The organism is Pseudomonas sp. GW823-FHT02C05 (genome assembly GCF_058797595.1).
Genome location: NZ_JBXAJU010000001.1, coordinates 646,044 through 660,389 on the forward strand (window position 1 = coordinate 646,044; position 14,346 = coordinate 660,389).

At 66.9% G+C, this 14,346-nt stretch carries 14 protein-coding genes; 12 read left to right on the plus strand and 2 right to left on the minus strand.

Annotated elements, in window-relative coordinates:
* The first annotated feature begins 168 nt into the window (after positions 1-168).
* Positions 169-528 (plus strand): hypothetical protein, encoded by a 360-nt coding sequence (locus AC1RGE_RS03200; RefSeq protein WP_492583321.1) that lies wholly within the window; start codon positions 169-171, stop codon positions 526-528.
* 162 nt (positions 529-690) lie between these two features.
* Here the strand turns inward: AC1RGE_RS03200 and AC1RGE_RS03205 are convergent, their stop codons facing one another.
* Positions 691-1,698 (minus strand): DMT family transporter, encoded by a 1,008-nt coding sequence (locus AC1RGE_RS03205; protein WP_072442447.1) that lies wholly within the window; start codon positions 1,696-1,698, stop codon positions 691-693.
* On the opposite strand from AC1RGE_RS03205, the gene AC1RGE_RS03210 reads away from it, so the two are divergent.
* The 11 genes from AC1RGE_RS03210 to AC1RGE_RS03260 all read left to right on the plus strand — a co-directional run bounded on the left by AC1RGE_RS03210 (position 1,693) and on the right by AC1RGE_RS03260 (position 12,974).
* A complete protein-coding gene (locus AC1RGE_RS03210) occupies positions 1,693-2,256 on the plus strand; it encodes a helix-turn-helix domain-containing protein (protein WP_011060910.1) in 564 nt (187 codons plus the stop codon). The two genes, AC1RGE_RS03205 and AC1RGE_RS03210, sit on opposite strands and share 6 nt — an antisense overlap.
* A 202-nt stretch (positions 2,257-2,458) precedes the next feature.
* Complete coding sequence (locus AC1RGE_RS03215; protein WP_492583323.1) at positions 2,459-3,661, plus strand: SfnB family sulfur acquisition oxidoreductase; 1,203 nt, start codon at positions 2,459-2,461, stop codon at positions 3,659-3,661.
* An 11-nt stretch (positions 3,662-3,672) separates the two neighbouring features.
* Positions 3,673-4,137, plus strand: a complete 465-nt coding sequence (locus AC1RGE_RS03220) for an acyl-CoA dehydrogenase (protein ID WP_011060912.1) — start codon at positions 3,673-3,675, stop codon at positions 4,135-4,137.
* Positions 4,137-5,525, plus strand: a complete 1,389-nt coding sequence (locus tag AC1RGE_RS03225) for an LLM class flavin-dependent oxidoreductase (protein WP_346624177.1) — start codon at positions 4,137-4,139, stop codon at positions 5,523-5,525. Before AC1RGE_RS03220 ends, AC1RGE_RS03225 begins: the two co-directional genes overlap by 1 nt.
* A gap of 167 nt (positions 5,526-5,692) precedes the next feature.
* The gene (locus AC1RGE_RS03230) at positions 5,693-6,682 is read left to right on the plus strand and encodes an AMP-binding protein (protein ID WP_123397415.1); all 990 of its coding nucleotides are present in this window, start codon (positions 5,693-5,695) and stop codon (positions 6,680-6,682) included.
* Positions 6,679-7,455 (plus strand): ABC transporter ATP-binding protein, encoded by a 777-nt coding sequence (locus AC1RGE_RS03235; RefSeq protein WP_011060915.1) that lies wholly within the window; start codon positions 6,679-6,681, stop codon positions 7,453-7,455. The genes AC1RGE_RS03230 and AC1RGE_RS03235 overlap by 4 nt, the downstream gene beginning before the upstream one ends.
* Positions 7,455-8,336, plus strand: a complete 882-nt coding sequence (locus AC1RGE_RS03240) for a branched-chain amino acid ABC transporter permease (RefSeq protein WP_011060916.1) — start codon at positions 7,455-7,457, stop codon at positions 8,334-8,336. The genes AC1RGE_RS03235 and AC1RGE_RS03240 overlap by 1 nt, the downstream gene beginning before the upstream one ends.
* A gap of 4 nt (positions 8,337-8,340) precedes the next feature.
* Positions 8,341-9,390 (plus strand): branched-chain amino acid ABC transporter permease, encoded by a 1,050-nt coding sequence (locus AC1RGE_RS03245; RefSeq protein ID WP_047336614.1) that lies wholly within the window; start codon positions 8,341-8,343, stop codon positions 9,388-9,390.
* A 28-nt stretch (positions 9,391-9,418) separates the two neighbouring features.
* Positions 9,419-10,753: an ABC transporter substrate-binding protein gene (locus AC1RGE_RS03250; protein ID WP_011060918.1), complete on the plus strand. Its 1,335-nt coding sequence runs from the start codon at positions 9,419-9,421 to the stop codon at positions 10,751-10,753.
* Between the two features lie 3 nt (positions 10,754-10,756).
* Positions 10,757-11,524 (plus strand): ABC transporter ATP-binding protein, encoded by a 768-nt coding sequence (locus tag AC1RGE_RS03255; protein WP_401334317.1) that lies wholly within the window; start codon positions 10,757-10,759, stop codon positions 11,522-11,524.
* Between the two features lie 13 nt (positions 11,525-11,537).
* On the plus strand, positions 11,538-12,974 hold the full coding sequence (locus AC1RGE_RS03260; RefSeq protein ID WP_258611822.1) for an FAD/NAD(P)-binding protein: 1,437 nt from the start codon (positions 11,538-11,540) through the stop codon (positions 12,972-12,974).
* 56 nt (positions 12,975-13,030) lie between these two features.
* Here the strand turns inward: AC1RGE_RS03260 and AC1RGE_RS03265 are convergent, their stop codons facing one another.
* The gene (locus tag AC1RGE_RS03265) at positions 13,031-14,137 is read right to left on the minus strand and encodes a Gfo/Idh/MocA family protein (RefSeq protein WP_492583325.1); all 1,107 of its coding nucleotides are present in this window, start codon (positions 14,135-14,137) and stop codon (positions 13,031-13,033) included.
* Positions 14,138-14,346 lie beyond the last annotated feature (209 nt).

Here is a 14,346-nt window from a genome sequence, read left to right on the forward strand (position 1 = left end):
GTGCCAGGCCCTGGATCACCAACCGCCATGCGCGGCCCGGGCCCCCTAAGAAATGTTACATACGCTTTCAAAGGTAGGAGACAAATGCCTGATGCGCCCGTTCACCGGGTGCTGTGGGGCAAATGCCCTGCCCAGTTCAAGCCGCCACAAGGATCGACAAGGGTGCACATGATTAAAGGATCGGCCTTGGGCCGGCTGTTTCGACGGGGCGCGTTCGCCGTGCTGTTCACCGCCTTTGGTGCGGCATCGGGCATTGGCCTGGAGCATTATCTGGACCGCCCCGACATGCTCAAGACCCGCCAGACGCTGGTCATCGAAGGCCCGCAGGGGGATGAGCGCAACTATGTGCTGCCGCCGGGCACGGTGCTCTATTTCGACCGCGCCTTTGCCGAGGGGCACGCGCTCTACCACGCCTACTTCTACTATCACGGCGAGCCTGAAAATGACCGGGTACTGCTGGAGCCCAAGCACAAGGGCTCCCTGACCGTCCCCACCTGGCTCTACGCCCCCGGGGACCCCGCACTGTAGGCGCTTGCCTGCCAGCGAGAGCGCCTGCAAGAGCACCTTCGCCGGCAAGCCGGCTCCTACAGTCCCCACCACTACCCCAGCCAGCCGTAGGCGCTGGCTTGCCAGCGAAAGGGCCCTCAAGAGCTCCCTCACCAGCAAGCAGCCCCCGCAGCGGGCCGTTGCTCAGGACTCCACCGCCTCGCCGCTCTGCTGTCCGGCTTCTGCCTTGGGCTTCCATTCGCTGATGATCACCGCCAGCACGATCAAGGCGCCGCCCAGCAACGCCAGCCCCGGCAGGCGCTCCCCGGCGATGCGCCCGACAATCCCGGCCCACACCGGCTCGCCGGCATAGATCAGGGTGGCGCGGGTCGGCGAGACGCTTTTCTGCGCCCAGTTCATTGCCAGCTGGATCACCGCGCTGGCAGCCCCCAGGCCCAGGGCGCTGGCCAGCAGCAGCCAGGAAAACCCAGGCAGCGCTTCCCCGGTCGGCCACACCATGGCGAACGCCAGCAGCGAGGTGACCGCCAGTTGCACCACGGTGACCCGGCGCACATCCACCCGCCCGCCGAAGCTGCTGATGAGGATGATCTCCGCGGCAATGGCCACGGTACTGATCAGGGTGGCGATCTCCCCGGGGCTGAAGTCCAGGGAGGCGCCATTGGGCCCGGACAGCAGCATCAGCCCGGTGAACGCCAGCATGATGCCGATACTCGGCAGCAACCCCGGGCGCTTGCCCATGAACAGCCATTGCAGCAGCGGCACGAAGGGCACATAAAGGGCGGTGATGAACGCCGACTGGCTGCTGGGAATGCTTTGCAGGCCCACGGTCTGCAAACCGTAGCCGAGCATGATCGCGGTGCCGATAAAGGCCCCGGCGCGCAGTTCGAACAGGGTCAGGCCGCGCAAGTGGCGCAGTGAGAATGCACCGACCATGCACGCCGCTGCGGCAAAGCGCAGGCCGACGAAGAACATCGGCCCGCTGACGCTCATGGCGTTCTGCACCAGCAGGAAGGTGCCGCCCCAGATCATGGTGATCAGCACCAGCACGGCTTCGGCCTTGCTCAACTTGAACTGGAATCCGCGGGAGGGCGTTGCTGTCATGGCCTTGCGTGCTACCTGAGGGGGACGCACAATGCGCCGGAAGTTGGGCAGTATACTGCGCAGGCCCCAGGAGTGAGCAATATAGTGCACAAAGAAAACGTCCAGCGGGCCTCGGTCCTGCAACATGTCAGCCTCAACGTCCGCCGCCTGCGCAATGCCGCGGGTTTGAGCCAGAGCGCCCTGGCGGAAAAATCCAATGTCAGCCGGCGGATGCTGGTGGCGATAGAGGCGGGGGAGAAGAACGTCAGCCTCGGCACCCTGGACCGGGTGGCCGAAGCCCTGGACGTGGCCTTCAGCGACCTGATCCAGGCCCCGGAATCCCGGGATTCGAGCCGCATCAACGAGCTGGCCTGGGCCGGTGCTATCCCCGGCAGCAAGGCGCTGCTCCTGGCCAAGGCCGAGGCCACCCGTGAAGTGGAGCTTTGGGAATGGCAGCTGGAGCCTGGCGAGGTCTATCACTCGGAGTGCGACGCCGAGGGCTGGAGCGAGCAGATCTACGTCTTCGAAGGCTGCCTGACGGTGTTCTTCGGCGACACTGAACGGCGCCTGGAATGCGGTGACTTCTTCATGTTCGCCAGCCACGTGCCCCACGGCTACCGCAACGACGGCACCCGGGCCACGCGCTTCGTGCGCAACGTGGTGATCTGATGCCCCGTGGCCCGGCAAGCGCTGTTTGCCCAGCAACAGCAGTTGGACATTTTGCCTGTTTTCAGTTGATGTCTTTTAGCTGAATTATCAAGCAAGCTGCTGATATTAAAGGTTTTTATATTTAGGCACGACTCCTGCAATTGTCCTGGAAAGAACCCCGCGACGGGTGTTCACCTTGATGTTCAGGAAGCGGAGTCGGCCCATGACAGCCCCAGCCCAACCCTCTCGCAGTGCCCATCTCATCCAGAACGATGCGCAAGCCATCAGCGTGGCCCGGGCCCTGGCCCAGCGCTTTGCCGTGGAGGCGGCGCTGCGTGATCGCGAGCGGCGCCTGCCCCGGGCAGAGCTCGACCAATTTTCCGCCAGCGGCCTGTGGGGCATCACCATCCCCAAAGAGTACGGCGGCGCCGGGGTGTCCTACGCCACCCTGGTGGAAGTCATCAAGCTCATTTCCGCCGCCGACCCGTCTCTCGGCCAGTTGCCGCAGAACCACCTGGGAGTGGTGGACATCCTGCTGCAGACCGCCAGCGAAGAGCAGAAGCGCCATTACTTCGCCAAGGTGTTGCAGGGCTACCGCTTCGGCAATGCGTTTTCCGAGGCCGGCAGCAAGCACGTCGGCGCCTTTGAAACCCAGATCCGTTTCGACGGCGAACAGGCGCAGATCGACGGCGAGAAGTTCTACTGCACCGGGGCGCTGTTCGCCCACATCGTCCCGGCGGTGGCGGTGGACGAACACAACCAGGCGCACATTGCCTTTATCGAGCGCGACAACCCTGGCCTCACGGTGATCGACAGCTGGGACGGCTTCGGCCAGCGCACCACCGCCAGCGGCGGGGTCAGCCTCAAGGCGGTGCGGGTGCCGCGCAGCGCGGTGATCCCGGCCCATCGGGCCTTCGACCAGCCCACCGCCGATGGCCCGATCTCGCAAATCATCCAGGCCGCGGTGGACACCGGCATCGCCGTCGCCGCCCTGGAAGACGCCAAGCACCATGCCCGGCAATCCCGGCCGTGGATCGACAGTGGCCTGGACCATGGCTGGCAGGACCCGTTCACCATTGCCGCCATCGGCGACCTGGAATGGCGGGTGCACGGCACCGAGGCGATCCTCGCCAAGGCCGCCGAGGCGGTCGATCAGGCCCTGGCCCAGCCCGGTGAAGACAGCGTCGCCCAGGCCTCCCTGGTGGTGGCCCAGGCCAAGGTGCTGTCGGCGGAGAGTGCCTTGCTCGCCGCCAGCAAACTCTTCGAGCTGGCCGGCACCCGTTCGGTGTCGGGCAAGTACAACCTCGACCGCCACTGGCGCAACGCCCGCACCCACACCCTGCACGATCCGGCGCGCTGGAAATATCACCTGATCGGCAACTACCTGCTCAACGGCATCAAGCCGGCCCGCCACGCCTGGAACTGAAGGACTGCGCCATGAATGCACTGACCCGCCCCGACACCCCCCAAGCGGCCCTGGAACACAACGCCCAGGTCCTGCAGCGGGCCCGCGTCCTGCTGCAGCAAACCCTGGATTTCATCCGCGAGCAGGCCCGGCCCTGGAGCGGCAGCGGCCTGGCCAGGGCCAGCGACGACCCCTATGTGATCAGCCGCTTTGGCGACCTGAACATCCGCATCGACCTGGCCGCGGCCCTGCAGGAGCGGGCCCAGCGCCAGATAGAACAAGAGCCGGACCCGGCGGAAGTTGCGGTGGCCCTGGCCGAGGCGGCGATTGCCGCGGGCCAGGCGCTGCTGGCGGCCAGCGACGCCGAGTTCGAACTCACCGGTCAGCGCAGCCCGCAGCCCCAGACCCTGGATGACCCGCTGCGCTGGAAATACCAACTGATCGGCAACTACCGCCTCAATGGCGTGCCACCCCAAGGTTTCAGGAGTGTTGTGTGATGTCCCGTGAAATCCGCCTCAATGCCTTCGACATGAACTGTGTCGGCCACCAGTCGCCGGGCCTCTGGGCCCACCCCCGGGACCGCTCCTGGCAGTACAAGGACCTGGAGTACTGGACCGACCTGGCGAAAATTCTCGAAAAGGGCAAGTTCGACGGGTTGTTCATCGCCGATGTGCTGGGCATCTACGACGTCTACAACGGCAACGGCGAGGCAGCGATCCGCCAGGCCGCCCAGGTCCCGGTGAACGACCCGCTGCAGCTGATCCCGCCCATGGCCCTGGTCACCGAGCACCTGGGCTTCGGCCTCACCGCGTCGCTGTCCTTCGAGCACCCGTACCCCTTCGCCCGGCGCCTATCCACCCTCGATCACCTGACGAAGGGCCGCGCCGGCTGGAACATCGTCACCTCCTACCTGGAGAGCGGGGCCAAGAACATCGGGCAGCAGGCCCAGACCGAACACGACGCTCGCTACGACTACGCCGAGGAGTACCTGGAGGTCTGCTACAAGCTCTGGGAAGGCAGTTGGGAAGACGGCGCGATCCTGCGCGACCGCGAGCGACGGATCTTCAGCGACCCGAGCAAGATCCACGAGATCCGCCATGTCGGCAAACACTTCCAGGTGCCGGGCATCCACCTCTGCGAGCCGTCGCCGCAACGTACCCCGGTGCTCTACCAGGCCGGGGCGTCCAGCCGGGGCAAGCAGTTCGCCGCCGAGCAGGCCGAATGCGTGTTCGTCGCCGCGCCGTCCAAGGTGCTGCTGAAAAAGACCGTGGCCGACATCCGCCGCCGGGCCGCCGAGGCCGGGCGCGATCCGTCGAAGATCCTGATCTTCAACCTGCAGACGGTGATCCTGGGCGAGACCGACGCCAAGGCCAAGGCCAAGTTCGAGGAATACAAATCCTGGGTCAGCTACGAGGGCGCCATGGCGCTGATTTCCGGCTGGACCGGCATCGACTTCAGCCGCTTCAAGCCCGACGAGCCCCTCAAGCACGTGCACACCAACGCCATCCAGTCGGCGGTGGAGGCCTTCTCCACGGCAGACCCGAACAAGGTCTGGACACCCCATGAACTGGCGGACTGGGTGGGCATCGGCGGCTTTGGCCCGTTGTTCGTCGGTAGCCCGGAAACCGTCGCCGACCTGCTTCAGGAATGGGTGGAAGAAACCGACGTCGACGGCTTCAACCTGGCGTATGCGCTGACCCACGAAAGCTTTATCGACGCCGTGGAACTGCTGGTGCCGGAGTTGCAGAAGCGGGGCGTCTACAAGACCGAATACGCCCCGGGCACCCTGCGGGAAAAACTCTTCGGCGCCGGCCCGCGCCTGCCCGAAAGCCACCCGGGCAGCGCCTGGCGCAACCTGGGCGGGCAACGCCAAACAGCCGCATAACGTGCCAGCGCCTGAACCCCGCGCCCTGTAGGAGCTGGCTCGCCAGCGAAGGGGCCCACGCCTTCGCCGGCAAGCCGGCTCCTACAAGCGAAAAGGCCCACAAGGCCCCCGTTCATTTCCAGCCAGCGGACCACCGCACGCGATTGCCAAGAGATCGAGGTCAACTCATGAGCGTGCATGAACTCAAGCGTGCGCCGAGCGCGGATTCGCCAGCGCCCCAGGCCCGGCTGCAGTTGAGCGGGGCCCTGGAGCGGTTGCACCACTGGGCCCAGGTCAGCCCGTTGCACAACGCCTTGCGCCACAAGCGCCACGGCCACTGGTACGCCTGGCGCTGGATCGACGCCCTGCGGGACGTCGAGCGCCTGGCCGACGGCCTGCGCCAGCAGGGCCTGACGCCGGATTCGCGGTTGGCAGTCAGCGCCCGCTTCGAACCGGACCTGCTCCTGCTGGCCCTGGCGGCCCACAGCCTTGGCGCCGAGGTGCTGAGCCTGGACGACGAGCTGCCGCCCCAAGCCCTGCGCCAGACCCTGTGGCGCCTGCAACCGAGCCACGCCTTCGTGCATTCGCGCCAGCAGGTGCTGGATTGGGTCGCCGCCAGTGAAAACGCTCTGGCCCCGCAGTTGCTGATTGCCGGGCAAGCCTTGCCGCGCCTGCCGGAAGGCGCGCATCTGCCCTTGCTGGAATTGCGCGAGCTGCTGGGCCGGGGCGAGCCCCCCCGGCGCCAGGCCAATTGGCGCGCCCCGGTCGGCAGCGGCCAATTGTGGAGCGAGGAGGGCACGCAATGGCAGGAGGGCCTGACGGTGCTGCTGGAGCAATGGCTGGGCAGTGGCCAGTGCCTGGCCTTCGCCGAAAGCCGCGGCTCGACCAGCCGCGACCGGCGGGAGGTGGCCCCCAGCGGCCTGCTGCTGTCGCCCCAGCGCCTGCAACGCCTGGCGGACGAGATCGAGAGCCGCCTGGCGCCCCCCGACAGTTGGCGCCGACGCCTGTGCGAGTGGGCCTTGGCCCATCCCCAGGGCCTGTTGGCGCGCCTGCTCAAGCATCGGGTGCGCCGCCTGCTGGGCTTTGCTCGCCTGCAATTCATCTGGCAGGCCCCCCAGGCCACGACGCCACCGGCCACCCCGGCCTGGATCGTCGAATTCACACGGAACATTGCATGAGCCACGCCGAATCCATTTTGCAAGTCAGTGACATCTCCCTGTCGTTCAAGGGGGTCAAGGCCATCAATCAACTGTCGTTCGAGGTGCGCCGGGGCGAGATCTGTGCCCTGATCGGCCCCAATGGCGCGGGCAAGAGTTCGCTGCTCAACGTGCTCAACGGGGTCTATCGCTTTGACGCCGGGACCATCGTGTTCGAGCGCCAGCCGTTGCAGCGCATCGACCCGCTGGACGCCGCGCGCCGGGGCATCGGCCGCACGTTCCAGAACAACGCGCTGTTCAAGAAGATGAGCGTGCTGGACAACCTGCTCACCGGCCTTTCGCGCCACTCCCGCGCGCGCTTCATCGAACAGGCCCTGGGCTTGCCCCGGGCCCGCCGTGAAGCCCGGGCATTCCGCCAGCTGGCCGAAGGCATCCTGCAGTTTCTGGAATTGCAGGCATTGCGCGATGTGCCGGTGGGCAACCTGGCCTATGGCCTGCAAAAGCGCGTCGAGTTGGGCAGGGCGCTGATCGCCGGGCCCAGCCTGTTGCTGCTGGACGAACCCCTGGCCGGAATGAATGCCGAGGAGAAGCAGGAAATGGCCCGCTTCATCGCCGACATCAACCGTGACCTGGGCACCACCGTGGTGCTGATCGAGCACGACATGGCGGTGGTCATGGACCTGTGCGACCACGTGGTGGTGCTCGACTACGGACGCAAGGTGGGCGATGGCACACCGGCCGAGGTCCAGGCCAACCCCGAGGTGATCGCCGCTTACCTGGGGGCCGTGCACTGATGGCATTCTTCTTCGAAACCCTGCTCGGCGGTCTGCTGGCCGGCACCCTGTATTCACTGGTGGCCATCGGCTTCGTGCTGATCTACAAGGCCAGTGGCGTGTTCAATTTCGCCCAGGGCTCGATGCTGCTGTTCGCCGCGCTGACCTTCGTCAGCCTGCACGAGCAGGGCGTGCCTTTCGCCCTGGCACTGTTGCTGACGGTGCTGGTGATGATCCTCGGCGCCTGGCTGATCGAACGCCTGGTGCTGCGGCCCTTGGTCAACCGTTCGCCGATCACCCTGTTCATGGCCACCCTGGGCCTGTCGTTCATCATCGAGGGCCTGGCCCAGGGCCTGATGGGCTCCCAGGTGCGGGCCCTGGACCTGGGCATCGACGATGTGCCGCTGTTCCTCGGGCCGCTGATGGTCAGCCAGTTCGACCTGATTGCCGCGGCCACCGCCCTGGTGCTGGTGACGGTGCTGGCGCTGCTGTTCAACAAGACCCGCATCGGCATCTCGCTGCGGGCGGTAGCCGACGACACCACGGCGGCGCTGTCCATCGGCATCAACCTCAACCGCATCTGGCAGATCGTCTGGGCGGTGGCCGGGGTGGTGGGGCTGGTGGCCGGGCTGCTCTGGGGGGCCCGGCAAGGGGTGCAGTTCTCTCTATCGCTGGTGGTGCTCAAGGCGCTGCCGGTGCTGATCATCGGCGGCTTCACCTCGATCGGCGGGGCGATTGCCGGCGGCCTGATCGTCGGCGCCGCCGAAAACCTGGCGGAGGTCTATATCGGCCCGCTGATCGGCGGCGGCATCAGCCCCTGGTTCGCCTATGTCCTGGCCCTGGCCTTCCTCTACATCCGCCCCGCCGGCCTGTTCGGCGAGCGGGCCATCGAGCGAGTGTGAATTGATGTCCCTTCTTCTGACGCGGCAAACCGCCCCCTTGCTGCTGGTCCAGCGCCGCCTGCCCTGGGGCCTGGCCGGCCTGTTGCTGCTGGCCTTCGGCGTGGTGCCGGTGCTGGGCAACGACTATTGGCTCAACGCGATCCTGATTCCGTTCCTGGTGCTGTCCCTGGCCGGGCTCGGGCTCAACCTGCTGACCGGCTACACCGGCCAGACCTCGGTGGGCGCCGCCGGCTTCATGGCCGTGGGGGCCTTTGCCACCTACGGTATTCTGCTGCGCCTGCCGCAGCTGGGGCTGCCCCTGGCCCTGCTCGGCGGCGGCCTGATCAGCGCCCTGGTGGGCTGGCTGTTCGGCCTGCCCAGCTCGCGGATCAAGGGTTTCTACCTGATGGTCAGCACCCTGGCGGCGCAGTTCTTCCTGGAGTGGCTGTTCGTCAAGTTTCCCTGGTTCTACAACTACGGTTCCTCGGGCACCATTTCGGCGCCGCAGTTGAGCCTGCTGGGCCATGACCTGAACCACCCCCAGGGGCGCTACCTGCTGACCCTGGTGACGGTGCTGCTGTTGACCTGGGTCGCGCAGAACCTGGTGCACAGCCAGGTCGGGCGCAACTGGATGGCGATCCGCGACATGGACACCGCCGCCGCGGTGATCGGCATCCCGGTGGCCCGCTACAAACGCCAGGCGTTTGCCGTCAGCTCGTTCTACCTGGGCATCGCCGGTGCGCTGTGGGCCTTCGCCTACCTGGGCACCGCCAGCGCCAGCAGCTTCGATATCAATCGTTCGTTCCAGATCCTCTTCATCATCATTATCGGCGGCATGGGCAGCGTGGCCGGCAACTTCGTCGGCGCGGCCTTCATCAGCCTGTTGCCGATTCTCCTCAGCCATGCCGGGCAGGCGCTGCTGGGCGGGGCGGTGGACGCCGGGCAGTTGCAGAACCTGCAGAAAATCATTTTCGGCGTGCTGATCATCCTGTTCCTGATCAAGGAACCCGAGGGCCTGATCCGCTTGCTGGGCAACTTGCGCGAGCGCCTGCGGCACTGGCCGCTGCGCTTCTGAATTCCTCCTCCCAGAACAGAGAGACAACATGCGTGCATCCTTGAAAGCTTCCCTGGCCGGCGCGGCGTTGCTGCTGGCGGCGGCCGTTGCCCCGGCAGCCCAGGCCGGGCCGGACCAGCAGTTCTTCCCCCTGGCCACCTACCGGGTTGGCGCCTACGCCTCCAGCGGGGTGCAGGTGTGGGCCGGGATGATCGACTACCTGAACTACATCAACCAGGTGGAGGGCGGCATCAACGGGGTCAAGCTGGTGTGGCAGGAGTGCGAGACCGAATGGACCGCCGAGAAGGGCATCGAGTGCTACGAGCGCTTCAAGAACGGTCTGGATGGCGCACCGGTGGCGGTCTACCAGCCCAACGGCGCACCAGCGGCCTATGCCCTGAGTGAGCGTGCCGAGGTGGACAAAATCCCGCTGATCACCCTGGGCTACGGCCGCACCGAAGCCACCGACGGCACGGTGTTCCCCTACAACTTCCCGGTGATGCTGACCTTCTACAGCGAGGCCTCGACCCTGGTGAACTACATCGCCCAGCGCGAGGGCGGGTTCGACCGGCTCAAGGGCAAGAAGATCGCCACGCTCTATCACGACTCCGCCTATGGCCGGGAAACCCTCGGGCCGCTCAAGCTGCTGGCCGAGAAGTACGGTTTCGAGAACATCCAGATCCCGGTGGCCGACCCGGGCAACGAGCAATCGGCGCAATGGCGGCAGATCCGCCAGCAGAACCCGGACTGGGTGTTCCTGCGCACCTGGGGCGTGTCCACCCCCGTGGCGGTGAAGACCGCCGCGCGCTTCGGCTTCCCGGTGGACCACATCATCGGCGATATCTGGGCCAGCTCCAGCGAAGACGTGCTGCCGGCCGGCGCCGCGGCCAAGGGCTACCTGGCGCTGACGCCCTACCCGGCGGGCAGTGACTTCGAGATCCACAAGCGCCTCAAGCAGTACATCCTCGATACCGGCAAGAGCGACCTCAAGGACCTGAAGAATTTCGGCAGCGTGTACTACAACTCCGGCCTGGTGAACGCGGCGGTGGCGGTGGAGGCGATCCGGACCGCCCAGGGCAAGTTCGGCAAGCGCCCGCTCAATGGCGAGGAAGGGCGCTGGGGCCTGGAACACCTGAACATCGACGACGCCCGGCTCAAGGACATGGGTTACCTGGGGCTGATGCAGAACCTCAAGCTGTCCTGCCGCGATCACGAAGGCGGCGGCGCGGCCCGGGTGCAGCAATGGGACGGCGCCAACTGGACCCTGATCAGCGAGTGGATTGCCGCCGACCGCGCGCTGCTACGGCCGCTGATCGACGAAAAGGCCGCGGCCTTTGCCAAGGAGAAGCGCCTGGTGCCCCGTACATGCAACGAGGGTGACTGAACCATGAGCCACAGCGCCACGGCCGCGACGGTCGAGACCTTGCTGCAGGTACAGGACATCGAGGTGATCTACGACGGCGTGATCCTGGCGCTGGCCGGGGTATCTTTGAGCGTGCCCCGGGGGGCCATCGTCGCCTTGCTGGGGGCCAACGGCGCCGGCAAGAGCACCACCCTCAAGGCCATTTCCGGGCTGGTGCGGGCCGAGCGTGCCGAGCTCAGCCGCGGCGCCATCGCCTTTGCCGGGCAGGACCTGGCCGGGGTCGACCCCAGCCAGCGGGTGCGCCAGGGCATGGTGCATGTGCTGGAAGGGCGTCACGTCTTCCCCCAGTTGACGGTGGAAGACAACCTGCGCGCCGGCGGCTTTGTCCGTGGCCTGGGCCGGCGCCAGCTGGAGCAGGACCTGGAGCGCATCTACAGCTGGTTTCCGCGGCTGCTGACCAAGCGCCGGGTGCGCGCCGGGCTGACCTCCGGTGGCGAGCAGCAGATGCTGGCCATCGGCCGGGCGTTGATGACTCGTCCTACTTTGGTACTGCTGGATGAACCGTCCATGGGCCTGGCGCCTATTATCGTCCAGGAGATTTTCCAGATCGTCGCCCAGCTCAATCGCGAGGCGGGGGTGAGCTTTCTGATCGCCGAGCAAAGCATTAATCTGGCGCTCAAGTACGCTTCCCATGCCTACCTGCTGGACACCGGACGCGTGGCCTTGTCCGGCAGCGCCGAGCAACTGCTGGCCCGGGGCGACCTGCAGGATTTCTACCTGGGCAAACACTGACCGTGAGCATTCCATGAGCCAAACCCACACCGGACAGGCAACCCCTGCCACCCGTGATGCGCCAATCCTGATTGTCGGCGGCGGCCTCAGCGGCGCCTTGCTGGCCGCCCAGTTGCTGCGCCTGCCGGGCCAGCGACGGATCCTGGTCATAGAACCGCGCAGCGAGCTGGGGCGCGGCGAGGCCTACAGCGCCGTGGAGCTGGGGCACACCCTCAATGGCAACGCCGCGCGCATGAGCGTCGACCCGGACAACGCCGACGACCTGACCCAATGGCTGGCCCGGCACATTGCCGAGGGCGGCTGGCCCGAGTCGGACCGCCAGCATGTGCCGGTCAGCGAACTGTTTCCACCCCGCGGGCTGTTTGGTGTCTACGTCCAGCAGCGCCTGGCCGAGGCCCAGGTGCAGGGCCGGGCGCAGGGCTCCTCGTTGAGCCATGTGCAGGGCGAGGCGGTGGACCTGGAAACCGGCCCTGACGGCGTGCTACTGACCCTGGCCGATGGCCGGCAACTGCCCGGCGCGGTGGCGGTGCTTGCCACCGGCATGTTCCCGGCGGCGCGTACCCCGCAGACCCGCTCCAGCGGCCTGAATGCCGCGGCTCTGGACCCCTGGGATGTGGCGGCCATGGCCCGCCTCGACCCCCGGGCGACGGTGCTGATCATCGGTTCCGGGCTGACCATGGTGGACGCCGTGGTGTCCCTGGAGCAGGCCGGGCATCGTGGGCCGATCGAAGTGTTTTCCCGGCATGGGCTGCTGCCGCACGTGCGCCGCCAGCCCCCGGCCTGGGAAGACTTTCTCGGCGCCGACCCGAGCATCCGCAGCCCTCGGCAACTGCTGCGGGCGCTGCGCCAGCAATGCCGCGTGGCCGAGGCCCAGGGCATCGACTGGCAGGCCCCGCTGGACACGGTGCGGGTGCATATAGGGCGCCTGTGGAGCCAGGCCAGCGAGGTACACAAACGCCAGTTCGTGCGCCATGTACGGCCCTGGTGGGAAAGCCATCACCATCGCTCGCCGCCCCTGAGCGCCGAGCTGGTGGCGCGCCTGCATGAAGAAGGGCGGTTGCGGATTCATGCCGCTTGCTACCAGGGCCTGGAGCCGGGCGCCGACGGCCGGCTGGCGATCCGCCTGCGCTACCGCGGCAGCCAGGACAGCGTGCGCATGGCGGGCGATGCCCTGATCAACTCCAGCGGCATCGAATACGACTGGCGCCGGGTGGCGCGGCCCTTGCCGCGCCAGCTGCTGGCCCGCGGCCTGGTGACACCCGGGCCTTTGGCCCTGGGCATCAGCGCCGAGCCCGATGGTGCCGTGCACAACGCCCAGGGCCAGGCCTGCGAGCGCCTGTTCGCCATGGGGCCGCCCCTGCGCGGCCTGTGGTGGGAAAGCACCGCCGTCACCGACGTCGCCCTGCAGGCCAAGGCCCTGGCCGCGCGCCTGGCCAACCACCAACCGTAGGCGCTGGCTTGCCAGCGAAGGCGCCCGCAAGATCGCCTTCGCCGGCAAGCCGCTTCCTACAGTGCCACCCAGCGCTGTTCGGCGGCGGCAGTGCGGATCGCCGCGGCCAGGCGCTCCACTTCCCAGGCTTCAGCGAAATCCGTGCCGTCCCGGCCCTGGCCGCACAGGGCCATGATCAATTCGTGAACTTCCAGGGTCTTGAGTTCGTTGTAGCCCAGCTGGTGCCCCGGGGCCGGGCTGAAGGCCGCGTAGCCGGGCAGGGCGGGCCCGGCCAGCAGGCGCTGGAAACCCTTCTGGCCGACCCGGTACAGGCGCAGTTCGTTGAGGCGTTCCTGGTCGAACGCCAGGGTGCCGAGGGTGCCGCTGATCTCGAAGCTCAGGTGGTTCTTGTAACCATGCTTGATCCAGCTGCTGCTCAGCGTACCCCGCGCGCCATTGGCAAAGCGCAGCAGGGCATGGGCCTGGTCATCCACGGCGATGGCGCGGCGTTTCTGGCTGCCGGCTTCGGTGGGGCGTTGCAGGTGCACGGTCTGGGTATCAGCGCACACCGCCTGCACCGGCCCCATGAGAAAGCGTGCCATGGCCAGCAGGTGGCTGCCCAGGTCCGCCAGGGCGCCGCCGGCGTGCTGCGGCTCGCAACGCCAGGACCAGGGGGCATCCGGGTCGGCCATGAAGTCTTCGCTGAACTCGCCCTGGAAACTCACCAGTTGCCCCAGTTCGCCGTTGCCGATCATGTCCCTGGCCTGGGCGATCACCGGGTTGTGCTGGTAGTTGTAGCCCACCCGGGTCACCACCCCGGCGGCCTGGGCCGCGTGGTGCATCTGCCGGGCCTGTTCGACGCTGACCGCCAGGGGCTTTTCGCAGTACACCGCCTTGCCTGCGGCCAGCGCCGCCATGGCCATGGGGAAGTGCAGGTGGTTGGGAGTGGTGATGGCCACCAGGTTGACCCGGGGGTTGGCCACCAGGGCCTGCCAGTCGGCATGGGCCTGGGCAAAGCCCCAGGCGCCGGCGCAGTGTTCGCCGCGCTGGGCGTCGGCGTCGGCCAGGGCCGCCAGGTGCAGGCGCACCGGCAATTCGAAGACCGCGCCGGCACTGCGAAACGCCAGGGCGTGGGCACGCCCCATGAAACCGGTGCCGATCAAACCAATGCCGAGCTCGTCCATAACCGCACCTGCAGAATTATTGTTCTAGGGAGGGCTAGTTATGGAATAAATATTCTTTAATTGCAATTGGTGGAATTAAAATTTTGAAAGGCGCTTGCATGAGCCGACTTGCCGGCGAAAGGGGCCGCTTGGGTTGCGCTGGGCTCAAGGCCCTCTTCGCTGGCAAGCCAGCTCCTGCGGGAAATGAAAAAGGCAGCCCGGAGGCTGCC